Below are 21,455 nucleotides of genomic sequence, written 5' to 3'. Positions count from 1 at the left end.
CGCGAGATCGACTCCCGGGGTCATCCTCGCGGAGGACCCCCTTGGCCCGGCTCCACGATCCCGTGCTCGTAGGCGAACACGACGGCGTGCGTGCGGTCGCGCAGGCCCAGCTTGGCCAGGATGCGCGACACGTGCGTCTTCACCGTCGTCTCGCCCAGGTACAGCGCGCCGGCGATCTCCGAGTTGCTCGCGCCGCGCGCGAGGTGTTCCAGCACCTCGAACTCGCGGTCGGTCAGCTCCGCCGGCCGCCGCGCGGGCGTGGCGGGCCCCCGTTCGGTGAACCGGGCGATGACGCGCCGCGTGACCTCGGGCGAGAGCAGGGCGTCGCCGCGGGCCACGATCCGGACCGAGTCGACCAGGTCCTCCGGCGAGGCGTTCTTGAGCAGGAAACCGCTCGCGCCCGCGCGCAGCGCCTCGAACAGGTAGTCCTCGCGGTCGAACGTGGTGAGGATGACGACCTTGATCGGGTTGCCCGCGCCGGCCGGGCCGAGGATGCGCCGGGTGGCCTCCAGGCCGTCGACGCCCGGCATCTGCACGTCCATCAGCACGACGTCCGGCCGGAGCCTGCCGACCACCTCCACGGCCTCGACGCCGTCACGGGCCTCGCCGACCACCTCGATGTCGTCCTCGGTGCCGAGGATCACCCGGAAGCCCGCCCGCACCAGGTCCTGGTCGTCGGCGAGCACCACGCGCAACGGGATCGTCATGCCGGGAACCTCGCACGGACCCGGTACCCGGCATCACGGCGGGGTCCGGCTTCCAGCTCGCCGCCGTGCACCGCGACCCGCTCCCGCATCCCGACCAGGCCGAACCCGGCCCGACCCGACGTGCCCGACCGACCCCGGCCGTCGTCGGCCACCTCGACCTCCAGCGAGTTCGCCAGGAACCGCACCCGCACGTCGGCCTTGCGCGCGTCCGCGTGCTTCACCACGTTCGTCAACGACTCCTGCACGATCCGGTACACCGACAGCGCCACGCCCTCCGGCACCGGCCGGGGCTCGCCGTACACGCCGTGCTCCACGTCGAGCCCGGCCGACCGCGCCAGTTCGGCCAGCTCGGGCAGCTGGTCCAGCCCCGGCGAGGACGTCTCGCCCGCCTTGGGTGGCGCCTCGTCCTGATCGGCGCGCAGCACGCCGAGCAGCCCGCGCAGCTCGCCGATGGCGGTGCGGGCGGTGTCCTCGACGGTCCGCAACGCCTCCCTGGCCAGGTCGGGGTCGCGGTCGAGCACCCGCCGCGCCGCGCCCGCCTGCACGCCCATCACCGACACGTGGTGCGCCACGACGTCGTGCAGGTCGCGGGCGATGCGGACGCGTTCGGCGACGATCGCGCCACGCGTGTTCTGCTCCTGCGAGCGGCGCAGCTGCTCGGCGCGGTGCTCCAGCTCGGCCTGCCGACGGGCCGAGACCCACGCCATCTCGCCGAAGAAGTACGCGGACAGGAAGAACAGCACGTTGAACCCGATGCCGTAGAGCACGGTCGCGAGCACCGGGTCGAGCGGCCCGGCCGCGCCCTCGAACGGCGGCATCGGCCTGACCAGGAACCGCACCAGCCCGAACCCGAGCCAGCCGAACATGGCCACGATCACCGCGATCCGCGCCCACCGCGCCCGCGTCCGGTCCCGCCCCCACGCGCCCGCGCTGAAGATGGCCAGGAACAGCGCGACGGACGGCACGAGGTTGTCGCCCACCTGCCGGGCCTGCGCCGCGACGAGCAGCGCGCCCACCACGACCATCACCGTCAGCGGGTAGCGCCGGCGCGCCGCCAGCGGCAGGGTCATCGCCGCGCCCCAGGCGAGCTGCTCGGCCAGCGGCGGTCCGCCGTCCCACGGGCTCGCGCCCATGCTGTTGATCAGCACGGTCACCGCCACCGCGCCGGCCAGGGCCGCGAGCGCCAGCCAGACGTCCTCGCGCCACTCGGCCCCGGTGGGACCGGGACGCCGCCACCGCGCCCACACCGGCTCGGGACCGCCCTCGCGCGTCCAGTCGTCCGCCATGCCCGTGAACGTAGCCCGAGCGGCGTTCGGCCGGAGCGCCGGACCACTGCGGTTCACCGGGCAGGTGCGGCAGCGGGGGTGCTGCGCCAGACCGGCGGGGTGGACGGGTTCCGCCACACCGGCCTGCTCGACGACCGGGACCGGTTGCCCATCCCGCCGTCCGGCGACCCGCGGGCTTCCTAGTCCGCGCCCGACCGGGCGGCGGTGACGACGACGGCGGTGTAGCGCATGACGAAGGCGCCGCCCACCGCGTCGATGGCGGCGCCGGTCGCGGCCAGCACCTCGTCCAGCTCGGCGGGTGGGAGCCGGGCGGCCACGCCGGAGGTCGGCAACTGGTCCAGCCACTCGTCCCGGGTGTAGGTCCGCTCCCAGTCGAACCGCCACTCCTCGTGCTCGCCGAACGCGCCCGACCGCCGGATGCCGTCGACCGCCTTGGCGGTGAAGGGCGAGTACCCGGCCGCGGGGGCGGGCGGGGAGTCCGGCAGGACGCGGCGATAGCCGGCGTTGAAGGCCTCGGCCAGGTCGGGCGGCGGTTGGGCGACGTTCCAGAACACGGCCAGCCGGCCGCCCGGCCGCAGCACGCGGGCCGCCTTCGCCGCGCCCGCGACCGGGTCGACCCAGTGCCAGGTCTGGCCGGACACCACGGCGTCGAACACGCGGCCGGCGGGCTCCCAGTCCTCGAACCTGCCCACCTCCACGTCGAGACCGCGCCGCCGTGCCACGTCGGCCATCCGGGGGTCGACCTCGACGCCGAGCACCCGGCACCCGGCCGCCTGGAACCGGCGGGCCGCGATGCCGGTGCCCGTGCCGACGTCCACCACGTGGGGCCCGGGGCTCGCGGCGACGATCGCCCGCACCATGGCGTCGGGGTAGGACGGTCGGGAGCGGTCGTAGCGCTCGGGGTCCGTGCCGAACGACTCGGCCATGTCACGGGCGCGGTGCGGGTCCGGGGGTACTGTGGGCATGCGCCCACTATGAGTGGGCAAGCGCCCACTCGTCAACCGAGAGGAGCACCGTGCCGACCGGTGTGGCCATCCGCGACGTGCGCGAGCAGCTGTTCGACGCCGCCGACCGCATCCTGCTGCGGGACGGGCCCAGCGCGCTGACCAGCCGTGCCGTCACCACCGAGGCGGGTTGCGCCAAGGGCGTGCTGCACCGGCACTTCGAGGACTTCGACGCCTTCCTGGCCGAGTTCGTGCTCGACCGCGTCGACCGGATGGACGCCCAGGCCGCCGCGCTGCGCGGGGCCGCGGGCTCCGGCGCGGTCGTCGACAACCTCACCGACGCGCTCATCTCGCTGTTCGGGTCGGTCGCGGTGGCGATCGTCGCCCTGGTGACCTTCCGGGACGAGCTGCGCGCCCGGCTGCGGCGGGCGTGGCCCGCGGGCGTGCCGGTGCTGACGGAGGCGGTGACCATGATCGCGGCCTACCTCACCGCCGAGCGCGACCTCGGCCGCATCGCGCCGACCGCTCAGGTCGACGCCCTCGCACCCACCCTCATCGGCACCGCGCACCTGCTGTTCGCCGACCGCGGCGCGCGGCCGGAGCGCGACGCCGTGCGCCAGGCCGTGACCGCGGTCGTCGCCGGCGTGCTCTGAGCGCTTCAGCGCGGCTCGACCCTGGTGGCCGTGTCGCCGAAGACGAACGCGGACGGCTCGCACTCGGCGATGAAGTCGCGGGGGAACCCGAGCCGGAACTCCACCGCCGCCTCCAGCCGCCGGACCGCGTCCTCGGGCAGGGTCAGGTCGAGCGCGCCGAGGTTCTCGGCGAGCTGCTCGACGCTGCTCACGCCGACCAGCGGCAGCACCGCGCGGTGCTTGGCGCGCGTCCACGCCAACGCCACCTGCGCCGGGCGTGCGCCCAGCTCGTCGGCGACCTCCCGGACGGCACGGGCCGCCGCGCGGTCGCGTTCGGTCAGCGTGGCGGGGTCGGCGCGCCTGGGGTTCGACGACCCGGACAGCTTGCCCGCCGCGAGCGGGGCCCAGGCGGTGACGCTCAGGCCGAGCGCCTCGGCCATCGGCAGCAGCTCGCGCTCGACGTCGCGGTTGAGCAGGTTGTAGGGCACCTGGAGCCCGGCGAACGGCGTCCAGTCGCGCCACTGCGCGAGCGTGTTGGCGCGGGAGACGACCCACGCCGGCGCGTCGGAGATGCCGGTGTAGAGGATCTTGCCCGCGCGGACGGCGTCGTCCAGGGCGCGCATCGTCTCCTCGACCGGGGTGTGCCGGTCCCAGATGTGCACCCAGTAGATGTCGACGTAGTCGGTGCGCAGCCGGCGCAGGCTCCGGTCCAGCGAGGCCGTCAGGTTCTTGCGGTGGTTGCCCGAGGCGTTGGGGTCGGCGGCGTCGCGCGACAACGTGTACTTCGTGCCGATGACGAACCGGTCCCGCCGGTCCACGATCGAGCCGAGCAGCTCCTCGCCGGCGCCGTAGGCCGACGCGGTGTCGAGCACGTTGCCGCCCGCGTCGGCGTAGGCGTCCACGATGCGGCGCGACTCGACGGGGTCGCTCAGGGTCATCGTGCCGAGCAGGAGTTCCGACACGCGCAAACCGGTCTGGCCGAAGAGGCGGTACTTCATGGTCATGCCGCCCAGCCTGGGGTGGCGGGCCGGGCGGAGGGAGGCCCTCGCAGGGCCACCGTCGGCCTAGACTCGGCGACCATGAACGCGTTGGGCGGGTTCCTGCGTGCCCGGCGGGAGGCGATCACCCCGGCCGAGGTCGGCCTGCCGACCGGACCGCGCCGCCGCACGCCCGGTCTGCGCCGGGCGGAGCTGGCCGCGTTGGCCGGGGTGAGCGTCGAGTACCTGACCCGGCTGGAACGCGGGCGTGACCGCCACCCGTCGGCGCAGGTCGTCGGGGCGTTGGCGGACGCGTTGCGCCTGTCGTCGCACGAGCGCGTGCACCTGCACCGGCTGGTGAAGGGCGGCGGCGCGGTGTGCCCGGCGGCGCCGGAGCCGCGTCCGGTGCGGCCGACCGTCCTCGCGCTGCTCGACCGGCTGGAGCCGACGCCCGCGTACGTCTGCGACGGGCAGGGCGACCTGCTCGCGTGGACCGCCGGGTTCCGCCTGCTGGCCGCGCCGTCCGGCCTGCTCGACGTCGACCGGCCGAACCTCGCGCGGTTCGTGTTCGGCGATGCCAGGGCGCGCACGGCGTTCCCGGACTGGGACCGCGTGGCCGACGACCGCGCGGCCGCCCTCCGCACGGCGGCGGACCTGGGTGACGGCTCGGCGGCCGTGCTGGCGGAGGAGCTGTCGATCACGGTGGGCGCGGACTTCGGCCGCCGCTTCACCGCCGGGAGGGTGCCCGGCGGCACGGGCGTCGAGCGGTGGCGCCACCCGGAGGCGGGCGTGCTGCGCCTGGCCTACGAAACCCTGACCGTGCCGGGCGACGAGGACCACCGCCTGGTCGCCTACCTGCCCGCCGACCCCGCGACCGCGCAGGCGCTCGACGCCCACGCCTACGCCGCCACGTCGTAGGCATCGGGACACCGCGCCAGCCGAGTGGGCTGCCCGGCGGACCGCGGCAGCACCGCTGCCGCCCGACAGGCCCGGGACCGTGCCGCTACAGCACCGCGGCGAGCTCTTCCAGCGCCGCCAACGGATCCGGACCGATCGGGAAGAGCACGGCGCTGTCCACACCGGCCGCGAACAGCTCGGCCAAGCAGGCCCGCGCGTCCGCCGGCGTGCCGGTCACCGCGAGTTGCCGCACCCACTCCTCCGGCAGCCGGCGCACGAACTCCTCCCGCGTGCCGCACTCCCGCCGCAGCGCCGCGAACTCCGCCGCGAACGGCAGCGGGGCCAGGTGCGGCGCCCAGTCCGGCTCGCCGATCCACTCCAGCCCGGCCCGGACGGCGTCGATCGCGACCGTCGCGTCGGCGTGCACCGCGGCCACGTTGTAGCCGACCAGCCGGTGAGGCCGGCCCGCGTCGACGTGCGCCAGCGCCGCCCGCGCGTACTCCGGCGTCGTCGGCTCGGCCAGGACCGTCCCGTCCGCCACCCGCCCCGACACCGCCAGCGAACGCGGACCGCGCACCCCGGCCAGCACGCGCGGCGGGATGTCCGGCACGCACGCGGGTTCCAGGCGGACACCGTCCAGCCGGACGTACGTACCCCGCTCGACCGACTCGCCGCGCACCAGGGCCATCACCGCGCCCAGGTACTCCTCGATCGACGTCAACGGGCTGGCGGGCCACTCCCCGACCGACCGCATCCACCCCGGCATGCCGTGCCCGATGCCGATGTCGATCCGACCGGGGAACAGCTGGGCCAGCGTCGCCGCCTCCTTCGCGGCGAACGCGGCGTTGCGCGCGCCGACCGGCAGCAGCCCGATGCCGACCCGGATCCGCCCCGTCACCGCCAGCACCGCCGCGGCCTGGCCGATCCCGCCGCGGAAACCCAGGTCCTCCACCACCCACAGCTCGTCGAACCCGAGCTCGTCGGCACGCCGCGCGAACGGCAGCACCTGCGACGGCGCGAGGTCACGGGGCAGGATCAGCCCGACCGATCCGGAACGACTCACCACAAGCTCCTAGGTCCGCAAGTACGAAGCGCCGTTGAGGTCGAGCACCGCGCCGGAGGCCCACTCCGCCGCCGGCGAGGCGAGGTAGACCACCGCGGCGGCCACCTCCTCCGGTTCCGCCACCCGGCCGAACGGGCTCTGCGCCAGCACCTCGTCGGTCACCAGGTCGGCCACCCGGTCGGTGCCGACGAACCCGGGCGCCACCGACGCCACCGCGATGCCGTGCGGCGCGAGGGCCACCGCCAGGGACTGCCCCATCGAGTGCAGCGCCGCCTTGCTCGCGCCGTACGCGGGCATCGCCGGCTCACCGCGGAACGCGCCGCGCGATCCGACGTTGACGATCCGCCCGCGGGTGCCGCGCGCGATCATGTGCCGGGCGACGCAGTAGGACATGTCGGCCGCGCCGAACACGTTCACCGCGAACGTGCGACGCCACAACGCCTGCCACTGCGCGTACGGGAGCCCCACCGAACCGAGCTCCACCAGACCCGCGTTGTTGACCAGGACGTCGATGCCGCCGAGGGTGTCCGCGGCGGAGTCGACCACCCGCTCGATCGCCTCCGGGTCCGCCAGGTCGACGTCCGAAGAGGACAGCGCGACGACCTCGTCACCGAGGTCCCGGAACGCCTGGACGATCGCCGCGCCGATGCCGCGGCTGCCACCGGTGACCAGCACGCCCCGGCTCACTTGGCGAACACCTGCGACTCGTCCTTGAAGGCCTTGAACTCCAGCGCGTTGCCGGCCGGGTCGCGGAAGAACATCGTCCACTGCTCGCCCGGCTCGCCCGCGAACCGCAGGTACGGCTCGATCACGAAGTCCGTGCCCGCCGCGCGCAGCCGCTCGGCCAGCGCGTGGAACTCGTCGACGGGCAGGATCAGGCCGAAGTGCGGCACGGGCACGTCGTGGCCGTCGACCGGGTTGCGGCCGGAGTCGCCGCGCGGTCCGGGCACGACGTGCGTCACGAACTGGTGGCCGTAGAAGTTCCAGTCCACCCACTTCTCGGCCGAGCGCCCCTCTTCGAGCCCGAGCACGCCGCCGTAGAACTCGCGGGCCCTGGCCAGGTCGTCGACGGGAACAGCGAGGTGGAACCCAGGTCTCATGCCTCCACCTTGACCAACGGCCGGGCCAATGTCAACATTCGACATTATGCAGCTGCGCAAGGCCGACCGGCGGGGCCTGGCGGACGAGGCCGCCGACCGGATCCGGGAGGCGATCTTCGCGGGCCTCTTCCCGCCCGGCTCGCCGGTGCGCGAGGTGGAGCTGGCCGAGTCACTGGACGTCAGCCGCGGCTCGGTGCGCGAGGGCCTCGCCGTGCTGGAGCGCGAAGGGCTCGTGCGCAGCGCCTGGCACCGCGGCACCAGGGTCATCGACCTCACCGCGCGGGACGCCGAGGAGGTCTACTCGGTCCGCGCCGCGCTGGAAGGGCTGGCCGGCCGCCGCGCGATCGGCCGGGTCGACCTGGACGCGCTCGGCGACCTGGTCGACGCCATGGCCCGGCGGCTGGCCGCGGGCGCGCCGAGCGACGAGCTGCTCGCGCTGGACATGGAGTTCCACGACACGATCTACCGGTCCGCCGACAACCGGCGCCTGCTCGAGGCGTGGCACGCCGTGCGGTCGCAGGTGCACCTTTTCCAGCTCACCCGCATCCGCCTCGGCCACCACGACTACCGCGCGGTCGTCGTCGACGAGCACCGGGAGATCGTGCGGCTGCTCGACGCCGGCGACGCCGACGAGGTCACCCGCTTCGCCGAGGAGCACGTCCACTCGGCGAAGCGGGTGCTCGTCGGTCAGCTCGACGGCTCGACGAGCGAGACCTCCGGGTAGCTCGCCGACGCCCGGTCCAGCAGCGGCTGCGGCTCACCGCGCAGGTGCAGGTCGAAGAACGCCCGCACGTAGGCGCGGGTGATCGCCGCGCCGCGCTCGCCCGGGACGCCGCCGCCGGGACCGATGCCCAACTGCGGCAGCACCACGCCGATGTCGGTGAACGACGGGTGCGACATGCCCGCCACCACCAGCCAGCGCTTCCACCCGGTCAGCATCGGCCAGGTGTCCTGCCAGCTCTTGGCGCCGTCCCGGCCGGGCGCGTAGTTGTCCTCCCGCCCCAGGAGCATGACCGGCTGCGAGATCCCCGGCGCCGGGACCGGCGTGCTGATCACGCCGTCCACGTCGATCGCGACGCGGATGCGGGCGTCGGCACGTGCGGCGACGAGGCTGCTCGCCCCGCCCACGGAGTGGCCGCCCATCGCGATCCGCGAGGCGTCGACCAGGTTCGCGCCCCGGTGGTGGCGCAGCGGCCCGGTCAGCTGGTCCAGCACGAACGACACGTCCGCCGCGCGGCCCTCGCCCAGCTTCAACCAGAACTCGTGGTCGTGGAAGAGCTCGCAGGAGGCGCAGGGCGCGACCCGCCCGTCGGGGAACGTGGTGGCGACGTTCTCGTAGGTGTGGTCGACCACCGCGACGACGTAGCCGTGGCTCGCCAGGTCCTCCGCCAACGTGGTGAGCGTGGCGCGGGACCGCTTGTAGCCCGGTGAGAGCACGACCAGCGGCAGGCCGTGCCGCCGCCCGACCGGTCGGGCGTCCACCACCGCGTTGGTCCGCACGTGGCTCAACGCGTCGGGCGGCACGGTGGTGATGCCGCCTTCTTCGAGCGCCGCCTGGGACTCGGCCGGCGTCATGTACTGCTTCTTCGGGCCGCGCGCGGACGCCGTCGGGTAGAAGAGGGAGACCATCAGCTCCCGGTTCACCGCCGGCACCCAGGGATCGGGGCGCGAGGGGTCCGTCAGGTGCAACGAGGTCGTGCCCACCGGGTGCCGACCGGTCGGCGCGGGCAGGTACGGCGTCGGGTCGGCGGGCTCGGGCTCCGACGCCGACGCGGGCGTGGCGGACAGGACGAGGGTCAGGGCGATCAGGAACGTGAGGCCACGCATGGGCCTTCCTTCCGACGAGGGGTCAGGACAGGTGGCGCAGCCGGCGGAAGCAGCACCACGTCAGCAGTGCCGACAGCACGAGGAACAACGCCAGTTCGGCCCACTGCAAGGGCCAGAACCGGGTCACCGGCTGGTAGGCGAGGTGCTGCCGGTAGCCGAGGCCGTCCAGCCGCGCGAAGCACGCGCGGATCCGGTCGAGGTCCGCCAGGGTCGGCGGGTCGGCCGACGCGGGCGGCAGGCAGTCGCCCACCGCGGCGGGCAGCGGGTGCGTCACGACGCCGTTCGCGTCGACGGTCTCGTTCGCCAGCACCCAGGCGCCCGCCGGTTCGGCCACCCGCACGGACACGGGCACGTCACCGCTCACGCCCTCGTCCGCCTGGATGCCCTCGATGCTGCGCGCGGTGAGCGTGACGGACTCCTCGACCGGCGGCAGCACGTGCGGGCGCACGCCGTACGGGACCGCCAGCTGCACGGCGACGTACACCACGAGGGTCACCGCCATCGCGGGCACGGTGCGGCGCAACAGGATCGCGATCGCGACACCGAGCACGAACGCGAACGCGGCGTAGCCGATGGGCGCGATCCCCCGTGCGGCGAACACCAGCGGCGTGACGCGCGCCTGGAAGCCCCGCTCGGCGTCGAGGTCGGCCGCCGTGTCGATCGGGTCGGCCCACCAGCCGACGACCAGGCTGAGCACGCCCGCCGCGACCATGGCGGCCGGCGCGCCGATGCCGAGCTTCACCGCGAGCCACCGGGTGCGGGTGACGCTCTGGTTCCACACCAGGTTGTGCGTGCCGGTCTCCAGCTCGCGGGTGATCATCGGCACGCCCCAGAACACGCCGAGGACGGCCGGCAGCAGCTGCACCGCCAGCGTGCCGGCGAGGTAGGCGAACCCCAGGTCGCCGAAGTCGCCGCCCACCGGGCGGCTGATCGCCAGCACGAGCACCGCCGGCGCGAGCACCGCGTACACCGACATCACCGGGAAGCGCAGCTGCCGCCACGCCAACCACGTCATCGGACGACCCCCAGAGCGGGGCGTTCGACGCCGGACGCGGTCAGGTAGGCCAGGATCAGGTCCTCCAGGCCGGGTTCGCCGACGTCCCACGCGGGGTCGAGGATCGGCGCCTCGGTGCGCACCAGCGCGGTGGTCTGGCGCTCGGTGTGGCTCGCCGCGACCACCCGCTGGTCCGCGGGCAGGGTGTCGAGGTCCCGGCGCGGCCCGGTCAGCCTGCGGTGCGTGGCGAGCAGCTCGTCGACGTCGCCCGCGATCCGGACCCGGGAGTCCACCAGCACGACGAGGTGGTCGCAGACCCGTTCCAGGTCGGCGACCAGGTGCGAGGACATCACCACGCTCAGCCCGTGCTCGGCCACGGCCGCCATGAGGTCGCCCAGGAACTCCCGCCGCGCCAACGGGTCCAGCGAGGCGACCGGTTCGTCCAGCAGGAGCAGTTCGGGCCGCTTCGCGATGCCGAGGGTGAGCGCGAGCTGGGCGCGTTGGCCGCCGGACAGCTTGCCCGCGGCCAGCGCCGGGTCGAGCCCGAGCCGCGCCACCCGGCCCCGGGCCAGCTCGTCGTCCCAGCCGGGGTTGAGGCGGGCGCCCAGGCGCAGATGCTCCTCGACGGTGAGGTTTGGGTAGACCGGGGTGTTCTGCGCGACGAAGCCGACCTTCGCCAGCTGGGCCGGACCGCTGCCCGGCACGCCGCCGCACACCTCGATCGTGCCGCTCGACGGTGCGAGCATGCCCGCGGCGAGGCCGAGCAACGTGGACTTGCCCGCGCCGTTCGGGCCGACCAGCCCGGTCACGCGCCCGGCGGGCACGTCCAGCGTGCAGCCGGTCAACGCCCAGCGCCGCTTGTACTTCTTGCCCAACCCCCGGGCGCGCAGCACGCTCACGCTATGTCCTCCTTGGCCCCGGTGCGGAACGTGGTGAGGAACAACGCCTCGATGCTCTCCTCGTCCAGCCCGGCGCGGCGGGCCTTGGCCAGCCAGCGCCGCAGGTCCTGGCGCAGCGGCGCGAGCGCGGCGAGCGACGTGCCGGACAGCGTGCCCGTCACGAACGTGCCCACCCCGGGACGGGCGGCGACCAGGCCGTCGTGCTCGAGCTCGCGGTAGGCCTTGAGCACCGTGTTCGGGTTGATCGCGAGGTCCGCCACCACGTCCTTCACCTTGGGCAGCTGATCGCCTTCGCGCAGCAGGCCGAGCCGCAGCGCGTGCCGCACCTGTCGGACCAGTTGCTGGTACGGCGACAGTCCCGACTTGCCGTCCAGGTGGAACTCGATCACGACTACCTCCATTTATCTAGCTACCTAGCACTATAGGCATAAGGAGGTGCCGCGTCGAGCGGGCGACGGCGCGACGGGCCGGTCCTCGGGTCAGGGTGGACAAACGACGGGCGGGGCCGGGCACGGTGCCCGGCCCCGCCGTCGGATCGGAGGTCAGAAGCGCGCGCCCACGTCCGCGCCGTTGCTCGGGCGCAGGAAGGTGGAGGACGGGATCGAGCCGTCGGCGGTGCGCGGACCGGTGATCGTGCCCGGGTTCGTGCTCGCGAACGACCACGAGCCGCCGAGGTCCCACGAGTTGCCGGTGCCGGCGGAGTTCGAGCCGAGCGAGGCGTTCGTGCCGTTGGCCGCCGCCAGGTTCTTGGTCAGCGTGCTGCTCGACCGGTCGAACTGGAACCCGGTCTTCGGGTTGTCCCAGGCCGTGCTGCGCTCGATCCGTTGCCGGCCGGGGTTGTTGTTGTCCACGAAGCCGCCCGCCGCGTTGTCCCACGTCATCGTGTTGCGCACGGTGTGGTCGGCGACGACGCCGTTGCCGCCGAGCTTGAACCCGTTGCCGTCACCGGTGAAGCCGGGCAGGTTCCAGCGGTTGAAGCCGTTGCCCCAGGCCAGGCTGTTCTCCAGCAGGATCGGCGAGGAGAACATCCAGTAGTCGAGGCCGTCGTCGGAGTTGTTCCACAGCCGCGCGCCGCGCACGACGTTGCCGCTGCCGGAGCCCTCCTTGATCGCCAGGCCGTCGGCGCTCTCGCCGTTCTTGCGCGGGTCGCGGTTGCCGTAGGCGTCCAGGTTGACGATCTGGTTGTTGCTCGACGCGCCTTGGAGGTGCAGCCCGGACTCGTAGTTGTCGCGCGTGACGAGCCGGTCGAAGACGGAGTTGTTGACGTCCAGGCCGAACACGCCGTACGGGCCGTGGACGATCTCCAGGCCGATCAGCCGCCAGTGGTCGCCCTCGATGTGCACGGCGCCGCGTTCCGCGCGGGGGATGCTGGACCCGACGGCACCCGGCGTGTGCGGCATGTTCTCGCCGTCGATGACCACGTGCTCGCCGTTGTAGTTGCGCAAGGTGATCGGCCGGCTCGCGGTGCCGTCCTTGAGCAGCTGGATGTTCGTGCTCGGCGCGTACGTGCCGCCGCGGACGTGGACCGTGGAGCCGGGCTGGGCCAGGTCGACGCCGCGCTGGATGGTGCGCAGTGGTGCGGCCAGGGTGCCGGGGTTGCCGTCGTCGCCGTCGGGCGCCACGTAGAGCGCGTCGACGGGTGGCGGCGTGCCGTCCTGGGTGAAGTCCAGGTAGTCGACGTTCGGCAGGCCGGCGGAGGTGGTCGGGCTGAGCCGGATGGTGACGGCCCCCGACGGCACCGTGACGGCGAGGGTCTTCGACGCCCAGGTCGACCACGCGCCCGTCGCCTCGAACGAGACCGACCCCGCGGTGGAGCCGTTGACCACGAGGTCCGCGGTGCGGGCGGTCGTGCCGCCGTTGGCGAACCGGACCAGGACCGTCGCGGCGCCCGCGGCCGGGGCGCTGACGGTGAACTGCGCGTGGGCGCCGACGGCGTTGTCCGCGTTGCAGAACCCGGAGCCCGAGTAGCCGCCCCAGTTGGCCTCGATGGCGCCGGTGCACACCGCGGGCGCGGATTCGGCCTCGTGGTGCGTGGTCGCCGCACTCGCCGCGGTGCCCGGTAATACGAGGGCCGCGACCACCGCGGTGGCGACGACAAAGGGTTTCAACGACATTGTTTCTCCCTCGATGTGACGCGAAGCGGGGCCGGGTTCACGCTTCTGAACAGCGCAAACCCGTTCCGGTAGCGGCCCGGGCACGCTAACGCACATCTTTGGAAGCACGCAATGCACCGAGGGAGGCAAACTGCGGTTTCACAATTATGAACAATTGCGACAACCGCGGGTCGGGCGCGGGGACGAATGCCGCCCCCGCGCCCCCCGTGCGCTAGTGCGGGGCGTCCTCGGCCTTGCCGGCCTTGATCATGAACGAACCGGCGACCGCGACCAGCGACAGGATCGCCGCCAGCAGGATCGCGGCGTGCATGCCGCCCATCTCGGCGCCGACCTTCGCCTCACCGGCCGTGGCCAGCTCGGCGGCCCGCGCGCTCATCACGCTGACCAGCAACGCCACGCCCGCCGCGGCGGCGAGCTGCTGGGTCGTGCTGAAGATCGCGCTGCCGTGCGAGTAGAGCCGCGCGGGCAGAGCGCCGAGGCCGGAGGAGAACAGCGGCGTGAACGAGAACGCCAGGCCCAGGCTCAGCACGAGGTGGAACACCAGCACGAGCGGCGTCGGCGTGCCCTCGTCGAACGTGGTGGCGAACCACAGCGAGCCGCTGGTGGCGACCGTGCCGACGATGAGCAGGACGCGCGGCCCCACCCGGTCGTAGAGCCGGCCGACGAACGGCGACAGCAGCCCCATCAGCAGACCGCCCGGCAGCAGGAGCAGGCCGGTGGCGAGCGGGTCGAGCGCCAGCACGTTCTGGGTGTAGATCGGCAGGATCGTGACGACGCCCAGCAGCAGGCCCATCATCACCATCATCAGCGCACTGGCCAGGGTGAACGTGCGGAAGCCGAACGTGCGCAGGTCCAGCAGGGCCCGTTCGTGCCGTTGCAACTGGACCTGCCGCAGCACGAACGCGGTGATGCCCACCACGCCGACCGCGAGCGACACCCACAGCGTGGCGGACGACCCGCCGCCGCTGTGCCCGATGCTCGACAGGCCGTAGACCAGCCCGCCGAAGCCGAACACCGACAGCACGACCGACAGCACGTCGAGCGGCGCGCTGCTCGACTCGCCGATGCGCGTGACCCAGCGCAGGCCGAGCACCAGCGTGGTCACCGAGATCGGCAGCACGACCCAGAACATGGCGCGCCAGCTGAACATGTCCAGCACCACGCCGGACACCGTCGGCCCGATGGCGGGCGCGACGGAGATGACGATGGAGATGTTGCCCATCACCGCGCCGCGGCGGGCCGGCGGCACGAGCGTCATGACGGTCGTCATGAGCAGCGGCAGCATGATCGCCGTGCCGCAGGCCTGCACGACGCGTGCCGCGAGGAGCACCTCGAAGCCGGGAGCCAGCGCGGCGAGCAACGTGCCCGCGCTGAACAGGCCCATCGCCACGCCGTAGAGCACGCGCGTGGTCACGCGTTGGATGAGGTAGCCGGTGATCGGGATGACCACCGACATGGTCAGCAGGAAGCCGGCGGTGAGCCACTGGCCCACGGCGGCGGTCACGTTGAGTTCGGTGAGCAGCACGGGCAGTGCGACGCCCATGATGGTCTCGTTCAGGATGACCACGAACGTGGCCACGAGCAGCACGCCGATCACGGCGCGGTCGGCGCGGGTGAGCGCGGGCGGCGACGTCACGGCGTCGGACACACCTGCGGAAGTCATGCGTGGATCCCCCAGAGGAAAAGACGGGCGCGACAAAGAGGCAACGGCGCCCCGAACACACCAACCCTACCTCCGAAGATGCCGACGACAACTCGCTTTTCCGTGGGCGAACGCCGACGGACCGGCGTGCCGGCCCGGACCAGGTGTCCAACCGCGACGCCGCCGCGGCGCTGCGCGACCGACCCTGTTCAGCCGGTCACCCGCGTGAGGAAGGCGTGGAGCTTGACGGTGGTCCGGTCGACCAGTTCCGCCAGGGTGAGCGACTCGTGCAGCCGCGAGCCGGGGCCGGCGTCCTTCTTGCCGCGCAGGTAGAGCGAGCAGGCCAGGTCGGCGCAGAGGTAGACGCCGACGGAGTTGCCCTGCTGGCCCTCGCGTCCCGCCTTGCGCGCCGTCATCAAGGAGACGCCGCCACCTTGGTGCGTGGTCAGGCACAGCGAGCACATGGTGCGCCGCGGCTGACCGGCGTGCGGCGACGCCAGGCGCAGCGCCACGCCGACCACGGCGTCACCGGACGTGGCGACCAGGTAGGCGCGTTGCGGTGACGCGGGATCGCGCCAGCCGAGGAAGTCCAGGTCGTCCCACGGCCGCTCGGACAGGTCACCCGGCACGGACAGGCGCTTCGCCTCGCCCTTGGTGCAGTTGACGAACGACGCGCGGATCTCGCGCTCGGTTACGGGTTCCATGCACCCCAAGCTACGTCAGCTAGTCACCAGGGACAAACGTATAAGTGCTAGCCTAGGACTCCTAGGTTGCGGGAGGCGACATGGCACGCGTGGGACTGACCGTCGAACGCCTGGTCCGAGCGGCGGCGGAGCTGGCGGACGAGGTCGGGTTCGACAACCTGACCGTGTCGGCGCTCGCCCGCCGGTTCGGCGTCAAGGACGCGAGCCTCTACTCCCACCTCAGGAACGCCCACGACCTGCGGGAGCGGGTGGCGGTGCTGGCGCTGGCGGAGCTCGCCGACCGCGCCGCCTCCGCCCTGGCCGGGCGCGCGGGCAAGGACGCCCTGGTCGCCTTCGCCAACGCCTACCGCGACTACGCGAGGGAGCACCCCGGCCGGTACGCCGCCCTGCGGGTCGACCTGACCCCGGAGATCGCGGCCACGAGCCGGGCCGACCGGCACTCGGAGCTGACCCGCGCCATCCTGCGCGGCTACCACCTGCCCGAGCCGGACGAGACCGACGCCGTGCGCCTGCTGCACAGCACGCTGCACGGCTACACGGCTCTCGAAGCGACGGGCGGCTTCAGCCACCACCCGCGCGACACCGAGGCGTCGTGGGCGAAGGCGCTCGACGCGCTCCACGCCGTCCTCGGGAACTGGCCGTCCTGACGCGCCGTCCGAACTCCCCCGTCTTTGTCGGACCCCTGCGCTACCGTGCGCCGACGACTTTCTTGGGGGTTGGGACCGTGCTGTACTTCGGGGGCCTCTTCGGCGTGCTCACGCTGGGCCTGTGGTTGTTCTGCCTGGTCGACGTCATCACCACCGACGACGGCGACGCCCGGAACCTGCCCAAGGCGGGCTGGCTGCTGATCGTGCTGTTCTTCCCGCTGGTGGGCTCGATCAGCTGGCTCGTGGCGGGCCGCCCGGTCCGTCCCGCCGGCAGGCCGCGCGCCTACGAGCGCACCGCGCCCGCGTTCCCCGAGTACGACCGCCCGGGCCGCTTCGCCGCCGCCGACTCCGAGTCCGACGCCGAGTTCCTCCGCCGCTGCCGCGAACGGGCCGAGGAGCAGCGCCGCAAGGCGCGCAGGTCCGAGGACGAGTCGCACTAGCCCGCCGCGCCGCGCCGCCGCCGGTCCGTCGCACGTGGACGGACCGGGTGTCGGGGCGCCGGCTCCCGCCAGGACTCCGCGCCGAGCGCGTTGTGCGCGCCGGCGACCTTCACGAGTCCCCGCGTGCCAGGACGTCACGGAAGGACGGATGCAACCCTCGGACCGCTCGGCGCTCCTCGTCGTGCGGGCCGGAACCGATGTGGCGCGACGCCGGCGGGCCGCCGAATGGTGTCGGCGGCCCGGCACCGACGGGCTCCCCACCAGGGAGCGGTAGACGTAGTAGTCCAGGCCGCCGCGCCTGCCGACGACGCTGGAGCCCTCCTCGGGCAACTGGAGCCGGACCCCGTCGGTCAGGTCGTCCTCGGGTGCGGGCACCAGGTCGGCGATGCTCGTGCTCAGCGCGGCCCGAAGTCCTTGCCGCTCAACTCGTGGCCCGCCGGCTCCGCCTTCCGCCACGACCGGCGCGCACCTTGCCGGTCGGCGAGGGCGATCCGGCCCGCACGACGACCCGGGTCGACCACGAGGACCTTCGCCGGTTCGAACCGTCCCGGTCGTCGCCCTTCGGAAGACCGGCGCTCGTGGCGTGATCTAGCTCGGGCAAGTTGGCTCCACTTGATCCGAAACTTTCGACACCACTTGACATGGGTCGATTACCGCGCGTACCGCTCGACCGGCCCACCAAAAGGCGGCCACCACAGCGTCCGAATGGCCTCTACCAGCGAAGTATCCACCTTTTGATACGCGCCAGTACACCGGCAGTTCATTGACGCGACACCAGGGTGGCCCCTATCGTTTCGAACGAGTTCCCGAAAGTTTACCTGAATACTCGAAAGTTTCGGCGACCGTCCTGCAGACCCCCGCCAAGAAGCGGGCGGTGCCCAGCCGATCTCGGCACGCGGCTGTAGGAGGAACGAACGAGATGTCACAGCTCGTCCTGTTCGCGATCGACATCTGTGCGGTGGTGCTGCTCGTCTTCGGGCTCTACTTCCCGCGGCACCGCCGACGCGACCTCGTCGTCGCCTACCTGGGGGTCAACATCGGCGTCCTCGCCGTCGCGAGCGCGCTGAGCACCACCAACACCGGTGCGGGCATCGGGCTCGGCATGGCGCTGTTCGGCGTGCTGTCGATCATCCGCCTGCGCTCGACGGAGCTCGACCAGCACGAGGTGGCGTACTACTTCTCCGCCCTCGCCCTCGGCCTGCTCGGCGCGTTGAGCACGAGCTCGTTGTGGCTCAACGGCGGCCTCATGGGGCTCATCGTCGTGGTGATGTTCCTGGGCGACAACCGGAAGCTGTTCCGCCACTACCGGCACCAGATCCTGGTCCTGGACTCGGCCATCACCGACCACGTCACGCTCGTCGCGCACCTGGAGCAGCTGCTCAACGCCAGGGTGCACGCCGTCACCGTGCAGCGGCTGGACCTGGTGAACGAGACCACGATCGTCGACGTCCGCTACGCGCTGACCCCGCACGCCCTGACCACGGCGCCCACCGCGCCCGCAGCCTCGGGAGCGCGCCGATGACCATGACGACCACCATGCCCGCCCTCGCGCGGATGACCCCGGTGGGGCTGGCCGAGCTGATCGAGCGGGCCGCGTTGCAGACCAGGGTCGACCGCAAGTACGTCGTGCCGTCCGACGCCCTGCCGCACCTGCTGGAGCAGCTCGCGCCGCACGCGCGGGTGCTCGACATCGGCGGCGAGCGGACGTTCCGCTACGAGTCGGTCTACTTCGACACGCCGCGGCTGGAGAGCTACCACTCCGCGGCCTACCGCAGGCGCCGCCGGTTCAAGGTGCGCACCCGCACCTACGTCGACTCCGGCGAGTGCTGGCTGGAGGTCAAGATCAGCGGCGCGCGGGGCAGCATCACCAAGCACCGGCTGCCCTACCACCCGGACGACTGCGACACCGTCCGCCCGGGACGCGACTTCGTCGACGAGGCGCTCGCCCGCGAGTCGATCGCGCCCGACGCCGACGGCTCGCTCGACCCGGTCCTGGTCACGGACTACGACCGCACCACGTTGCTGCTGCCGGAGTCCGCGAGCCGGGTCACCATCGACACCGCGCTGTCCTGGCGGCACGACGACGCCACGCTGCGGTTGTCCGGCTGGGCCGTGATCGAGACCAAGACCGCGTCGGCCGCCTCGCCGGTCGACCGCATGCTGTGGCAGCGGGGGGTGCGGCCGGCCCGGATCTCCAAGTACGCCACCGGCCTGGCCGCGCTCCGCCTCGACCTGCCCGACGCGCCGTGGCGACGCACGCTGCGCCGCCACTTCCGGGGCGCCACGTCGTCGCTGGGCCCGGCGCCGACCGCCCTGTCCCACCGAACCGAACAGGAGGCATCGTGCGTTTGACCCTCCGCAGCAACGGCGCCGCGGCGACGACCCACAAGGCCAAGGGGCTGGCGGTCGCCGCCGTGCTCCTCACCGGTCTGCTCATCCCGTTGTCCGCAGGCGCAGAACCGAGCTCCCCCACCGGATCCACCGGCGGCACGGCCGCCGCCGACGCCATCGCCGCCGCCGCGGCGGCCGACGACCTGGTCGGCGACATCACGTTCTCCGTGCCCAGCGGCACGTTCCAGGGACAGGTGTCGGTCGCGCTGAGCACCGCGATCGCCGGCGCCCAGATCCGCTACACCACCAACGGCCAGCTGCCCAACGCGCAGTCGACGCTCTACCAGGGCGCGGCGGTGCAGCTCACCCGGACCACGCAGCTGCGCGCGCAGGCGTTCGTCGACAACGCCGCCTCCGGGCGTCCCGGCACGGCGATGTACGTCGCCCGCGAGGCCACCGCCACGGCGCACGACCTGCCCGTGGTCGCGATCGACTCCTACGGCGCGGGCAAGCCGCAGCGCGAGTACTTCGACGGCGCCACCATGATCTTCGAACCGCAGGCGGGCGGCACGACGTCGTTGGCCGCGACCCCGACCGTCGCCACGCGCGGCGGGTTCAAGCTGCGCGGGCAGTCGTCGGCCTCGTTCGAGAAGACGCCGTACCGGCTGGAGTTCTGGGACAACGAGGGTGACGACGCCGACTACCCGGTGCTCGGCATGCCCGCCGACTCCGACTGGGTGCTGCGCGGACCGTTCACCGACAAGTCCCTGATCCGCGAGGCGTTCGTCTACGACCTCGGTCGCGAGATGGGGCTCAAGGCCCCGCGGTACAAGTTCGTCGAGTTCTACCTCAACACCGACACCACCCCCGTCGGCGCGAGCGACTACATGGGCGTCTACATGTTGGTCGAGACGATCAAGAACTCGAAGAACCGGTTGGACCTCAAGGGCTTGGACGAGGACGACACGACGCTGCCCACGATCCAGGGCGGGTACATCTTCAAGTTCGAGTGGATGGCGACCGAGGAGCCGACGCTGGCCTGCACCGGGCCGACGAACACCTGCTGGAACTACCTGGAGGTCGCCGACCCCGACCCGCTGAACACGCAGCAGCGGGACTGGCTGCGCGGTCACATCCAGCAGTTCCACGACGTGCTCCGGGCGCCGAACTTCGCGGACCCGACCACCGGGTACCAGAAGTACATCGACGTGCCGTCGTTCATCGACCACATGATCATCAACGAGCTCAGCCGCGGCATGGACGCCTACCTCCGCAGCGCCCACTTCTACAAGGACCGGGACAGCAAGATCTTCGCCGGGCCGCTGTGGGACTTCGACCTCACGTTCGGCGTCGGCGGGTTCTTCCAGAACGACCAGGTCTCCGGCTGGCAGCACCTGCAGACCCGGCAACCGATCGCCAACGACTGGCACACGCAGCTGTTGCGCGACCCGGCGTTCGTGAACCAGGTCAAGTCGCGCTGGCAGTCGCTGCGCCGCGGCCTGCTCTCCGACTCCTCGCTCGCGACCCGGGTCGACGCCCTCGCCCGGCCGCTGACCAACGGCGCGCAGCGCAACTTCCAGCGCTGGCCGAACCTCAGCTCGCCGACCGTCGGCTTCTTCCGCACCCCGACCGCGCCCACGTGGCAGGGTCAGGTGCAGGCGATGCGGGACTGGATGCAGCGCCGCATCCAGTGGCTGGACTCCACGTCGGGCTGGGGCGGTTCGACCACCCCGACGTCCACGACGACCTCCACCACCACGACCACGACCACGTCGACGACCACCACGACCACGCAACCCGGCGGTGCGCGGTGCTCGGCGACGTATGCGGTGGTCAACCAGTGGCAGGGCGGGTTCCAGGGCGAGGTCCGCGTCACCGCGGGCACGTCGGCGATCAGCAACTGGACCGTGTCGTGGACCTACACCGGCGGTGAGACGGTCAGCCAGTCGTGGAACGCCACCGTGACCAGCCAGGGATCGACCGTCACCGCCCGCAACGCGGCGCACAACGGCTCGGTCGGCGCTGGGGCCAGCACTTCGTTCGGGTTCCTCGGCACGTCCACCGGGTCGCCCGGCACGCCGGTGCTCACGTGCACCGGTAGCTGACCCGTTCCCCCGAGGACCGTGCCCGGCGCCACCCCGGCGCCGGGCACTCGGTCGTGCGAATGCCTTTTCGGCCGGATCACGTGAATCCGTTCGGCGTACCCGACCGGAAAGTTTCGCAAACTGTTGACCGCGCCCGAGGCCGACTC

General features: G+C 72.7%; 22 protein-coding genes. 8 read left to right on the top strand and 14 right to left on the bottom strand.

Translation table 11 applies throughout. The features are described 5' to 3' along the window. Nucleotides 1-20: 20 nt before the first annotated feature. The 3 genes from ABTZ99_RS15340 to ABTZ99_RS15330 all read right to left on the bottom strand — a co-directional run bounded on the left by ABTZ99_RS15340 (nt 21) and on the right by ABTZ99_RS15330 (nt 2,958). Nucleotides 21-707, bottom strand: coding sequence for a response regulator (locus tag ABTZ99_RS15340; protein ID WP_498772080.1), 687 nt, complete (start codon nt 705-707; stop codon nt 21-23). Further along, nucleotides 704-1,993, bottom strand: coding sequence for a sensor histidine kinase (locus ABTZ99_RS15335; RefSeq protein WP_499611756.1), 1,290 nt, complete (start codon nt 1,991-1,993; stop codon nt 704-706). Before ABTZ99_RS15335 ends, ABTZ99_RS15340 begins: the two co-directional genes overlap by 4 nt. 179 nt (nt 1,994-2,172) lie before the next feature. Continuing rightward, on the bottom strand, nt 2,173-2,958 hold the full coding sequence (locus ABTZ99_RS15330; RefSeq protein WP_499611753.1) for a class I SAM-dependent methyltransferase: 786 nt from the start codon (nt 2,956-2,958) through the stop codon (nt 2,173-2,175). Between the two features lie 50 nt (nt 2,959-3,008). Between ABTZ99_RS15330 and ABTZ99_RS15325 the strand changes: the two genes are divergently transcribed. After that, nucleotides 3,009-3,590 (top strand): TetR/AcrR family transcriptional regulator, encoded by a 582-nt coding sequence (locus tag ABTZ99_RS15325; RefSeq protein ID WP_498772074.1) that lies wholly within the window; start codon nt 3,009-3,011, stop codon nt 3,588-3,590. Between the two features lie 5 nt (nt 3,591-3,595). On the opposite strand, the gene ABTZ99_RS15320 is transcribed toward ABTZ99_RS15325, so the two are convergent. Further along, nucleotides 3,596-4,573: an aldo/keto reductase gene (locus tag ABTZ99_RS15320; protein ID WP_499611750.1), complete on the bottom strand. Its 978-nt coding sequence runs from the start codon at nt 4,571-4,573 to the stop codon at nt 3,596-3,598. A gap of 75 nt (nt 4,574-4,648) precedes the next feature. Here ABTZ99_RS15320 and ABTZ99_RS15315 point away from each other — a divergent pair, with 75 nt between their 5' ends. Continuing rightward, nucleotides 4,649-5,464: a helix-turn-helix domain-containing protein gene (locus ABTZ99_RS15315; protein ID WP_499611747.1), complete on the top strand. Its 816-nt coding sequence runs from the start codon at nt 4,649-4,651 to the stop codon at nt 5,462-5,464. Between the two features lie 85 nt (nt 5,465-5,549). Here the strand turns inward: ABTZ99_RS15315 and ABTZ99_RS15310 are convergent, their stop codons facing one another. From ABTZ99_RS15310 to ABTZ99_RS15300, 3 genes are read right to left on the bottom strand one after another with little or no spacing between them, the layout of a single operon-like run. Continuing rightward, nucleotides 5,550-6,506, bottom strand: a complete 957-nt coding sequence (locus ABTZ99_RS15310; RefSeq protein ID WP_499611744.1) for an LLM class flavin-dependent oxidoreductase — start codon at nt 6,504-6,506, stop codon at nt 5,550-5,552. Nucleotides 6,507-6,515: 9 nt separating this feature from the next. Next, on the bottom strand, nt 6,516-7,193 hold the full coding sequence (locus ABTZ99_RS15305) for an SDR family NAD(P)-dependent oxidoreductase (protein WP_499611741.1): 678 nt from the start codon (nt 7,191-7,193) through the stop codon (nt 6,516-6,518). Next, nucleotides 7,190-7,606, bottom strand: coding sequence for a VOC family protein (locus tag ABTZ99_RS15300; RefSeq protein WP_498772062.1), 417 nt, complete (start codon nt 7,604-7,606; stop codon nt 7,190-7,192). Before ABTZ99_RS15300 ends, ABTZ99_RS15305 begins: the two co-directional genes overlap by 4 nt. 46 nt (nt 7,607-7,652) lie before the next feature. On the opposite strand from ABTZ99_RS15300, the gene ABTZ99_RS15295 reads away from it, so the two are divergent. After that, a complete protein-coding gene (locus tag ABTZ99_RS15295) occupies nt 7,653-8,330 on the top strand; it encodes a GntR family transcriptional regulator (protein ID WP_499611738.1) in 678 nt (225 codons plus the stop codon). On the opposite strand, the gene ABTZ99_RS15290 is transcribed toward ABTZ99_RS15295, so the two are convergent. The 7 genes from ABTZ99_RS15290 to ABTZ99_RS15260 form a co-directional block, all read right to left on the bottom strand. After that, nucleotides 8,294-9,433, bottom strand: a complete 1,140-nt coding sequence (locus ABTZ99_RS15290; protein WP_499611736.1) for an alpha/beta hydrolase family protein — start codon at nt 9,431-9,433, stop codon at nt 8,294-8,296. The two genes, ABTZ99_RS15295 and ABTZ99_RS15290, sit on opposite strands and share 37 nt — an antisense overlap. 22 nt (nt 9,434-9,455) lie before the next feature. Further along, nucleotides 9,456-10,448 (bottom strand): ABC-2 membrane transporter-related protein, encoded by a 993-nt coding sequence (locus tag ABTZ99_RS15285; protein WP_499611733.1) that lies wholly within the window; start codon nt 10,446-10,448, stop codon nt 9,456-9,458. Then, the gene (locus ABTZ99_RS15280; RefSeq protein ID WP_499611730.1) at nt 10,445-11,326 is read right to left on the bottom strand and encodes an ABC transporter ATP-binding protein; all 882 of its coding nucleotides are present in this window, start codon (nt 11,324-11,326) and stop codon (nt 10,445-10,447) included. Before ABTZ99_RS15280 ends, ABTZ99_RS15285 begins: the two co-directional genes overlap by 4 nt. Then, on the bottom strand, nt 11,323-11,715 hold the full coding sequence (locus ABTZ99_RS15275; protein ID WP_499611727.1) for a GntR family transcriptional regulator: 393 nt from the start codon (nt 11,713-11,715) through the stop codon (nt 11,323-11,325). The genes ABTZ99_RS15280 and ABTZ99_RS15275 overlap by 4 nt, the downstream gene beginning before the upstream one ends. A 153-nt stretch (nt 11,716-11,868) precedes the next feature. Then, entirely contained in the window at nt 11,869-13,440 is a 1,572-nt protein-coding gene (locus ABTZ99_RS15270; protein ID WP_499611725.1) for a right-handed parallel beta-helix repeat-containing protein, read from the bottom strand. Nucleotides 13,441-13,651: 211 nt separating this feature from the next. After that, on the bottom strand, nt 13,652-15,103 hold the full coding sequence (locus ABTZ99_RS15265; protein ID WP_498772047.1) for a DHA2 family efflux MFS transporter permease subunit: 1,452 nt from the start codon (nt 15,101-15,103) through the stop codon (nt 13,652-13,654). Nucleotides 15,104-15,291: 188 nt separating this feature from the next. Continuing rightward, on the bottom strand, nt 15,292-15,786 hold the full coding sequence (locus ABTZ99_RS15260; protein WP_498772045.1) for an FBP domain-containing protein: 495 nt from the start codon (nt 15,784-15,786) through the stop codon (nt 15,292-15,294). 80 nt (nt 15,787-15,866) lie between these two features. On the opposite strand from ABTZ99_RS15260, the gene ABTZ99_RS15255 reads away from it, so the two are divergent. The 5 genes from ABTZ99_RS15255 (at nt 15,867) to ABTZ99_RS15235 (ending at nt 21,309) form a co-directional block, all read left to right on the top strand. Then, nucleotides 15,867-16,433: a TetR/AcrR family transcriptional regulator gene (locus tag ABTZ99_RS15255; protein ID WP_499611722.1), complete on the top strand. Its 567-nt coding sequence runs from the start codon at nt 15,867-15,869 to the stop codon at nt 16,431-16,433. Between the two features lie 77 nt (nt 16,434-16,510). Continuing rightward, the gene (locus ABTZ99_RS15250) at nt 16,511-16,873 is read left to right on the top strand and encodes a PLD nuclease N-terminal domain-containing protein (RefSeq protein WP_499611720.1); all 363 of its coding nucleotides are present in this window, start codon (nt 16,511-16,513) and stop codon (nt 16,871-16,873) included. A gap of 919 nt (nt 16,874-17,792) precedes the next feature. Further along, nucleotides 17,793-18,395, top strand: coding sequence for a DUF4956 domain-containing protein (locus ABTZ99_RS15245; protein WP_498772037.1), 603 nt, complete (start codon nt 17,793-17,795; stop codon nt 18,393-18,395). Continuing rightward, nucleotides 18,392-19,225, top strand: a complete 834-nt coding sequence (locus ABTZ99_RS15240) for a polyphosphate polymerase domain-containing protein (RefSeq protein ID WP_498772035.1) — start codon at nt 18,392-18,394, stop codon at nt 19,223-19,225. Before ABTZ99_RS15245 ends, ABTZ99_RS15240 begins: the two co-directional genes overlap by 4 nt. Next, the gene (locus tag ABTZ99_RS15235) at nt 19,216-21,309 is read left to right on the top strand and encodes a CotH kinase family protein (protein WP_498772033.1); all 2,094 of its coding nucleotides are present in this window, start codon (nt 19,216-19,218) and stop codon (nt 21,307-21,309) included. Before ABTZ99_RS15240 ends, ABTZ99_RS15235 begins: the two co-directional genes overlap by 10 nt. Nucleotides 21,310-21,455: the final 146 nt, after the last annotated feature.

Origin of the sequence: Actinosynnema sp. NPDC002837 (genome assembly GCF_040295345.1) — a bacterium.
GTDB lineage: Bacteria > Actinomycetota > Actinomycetes > Mycobacteriales > Pseudonocardiaceae > Actinosynnema.
This window is presented reverse-complemented; position numbering and strand designations above follow the sequence as displayed.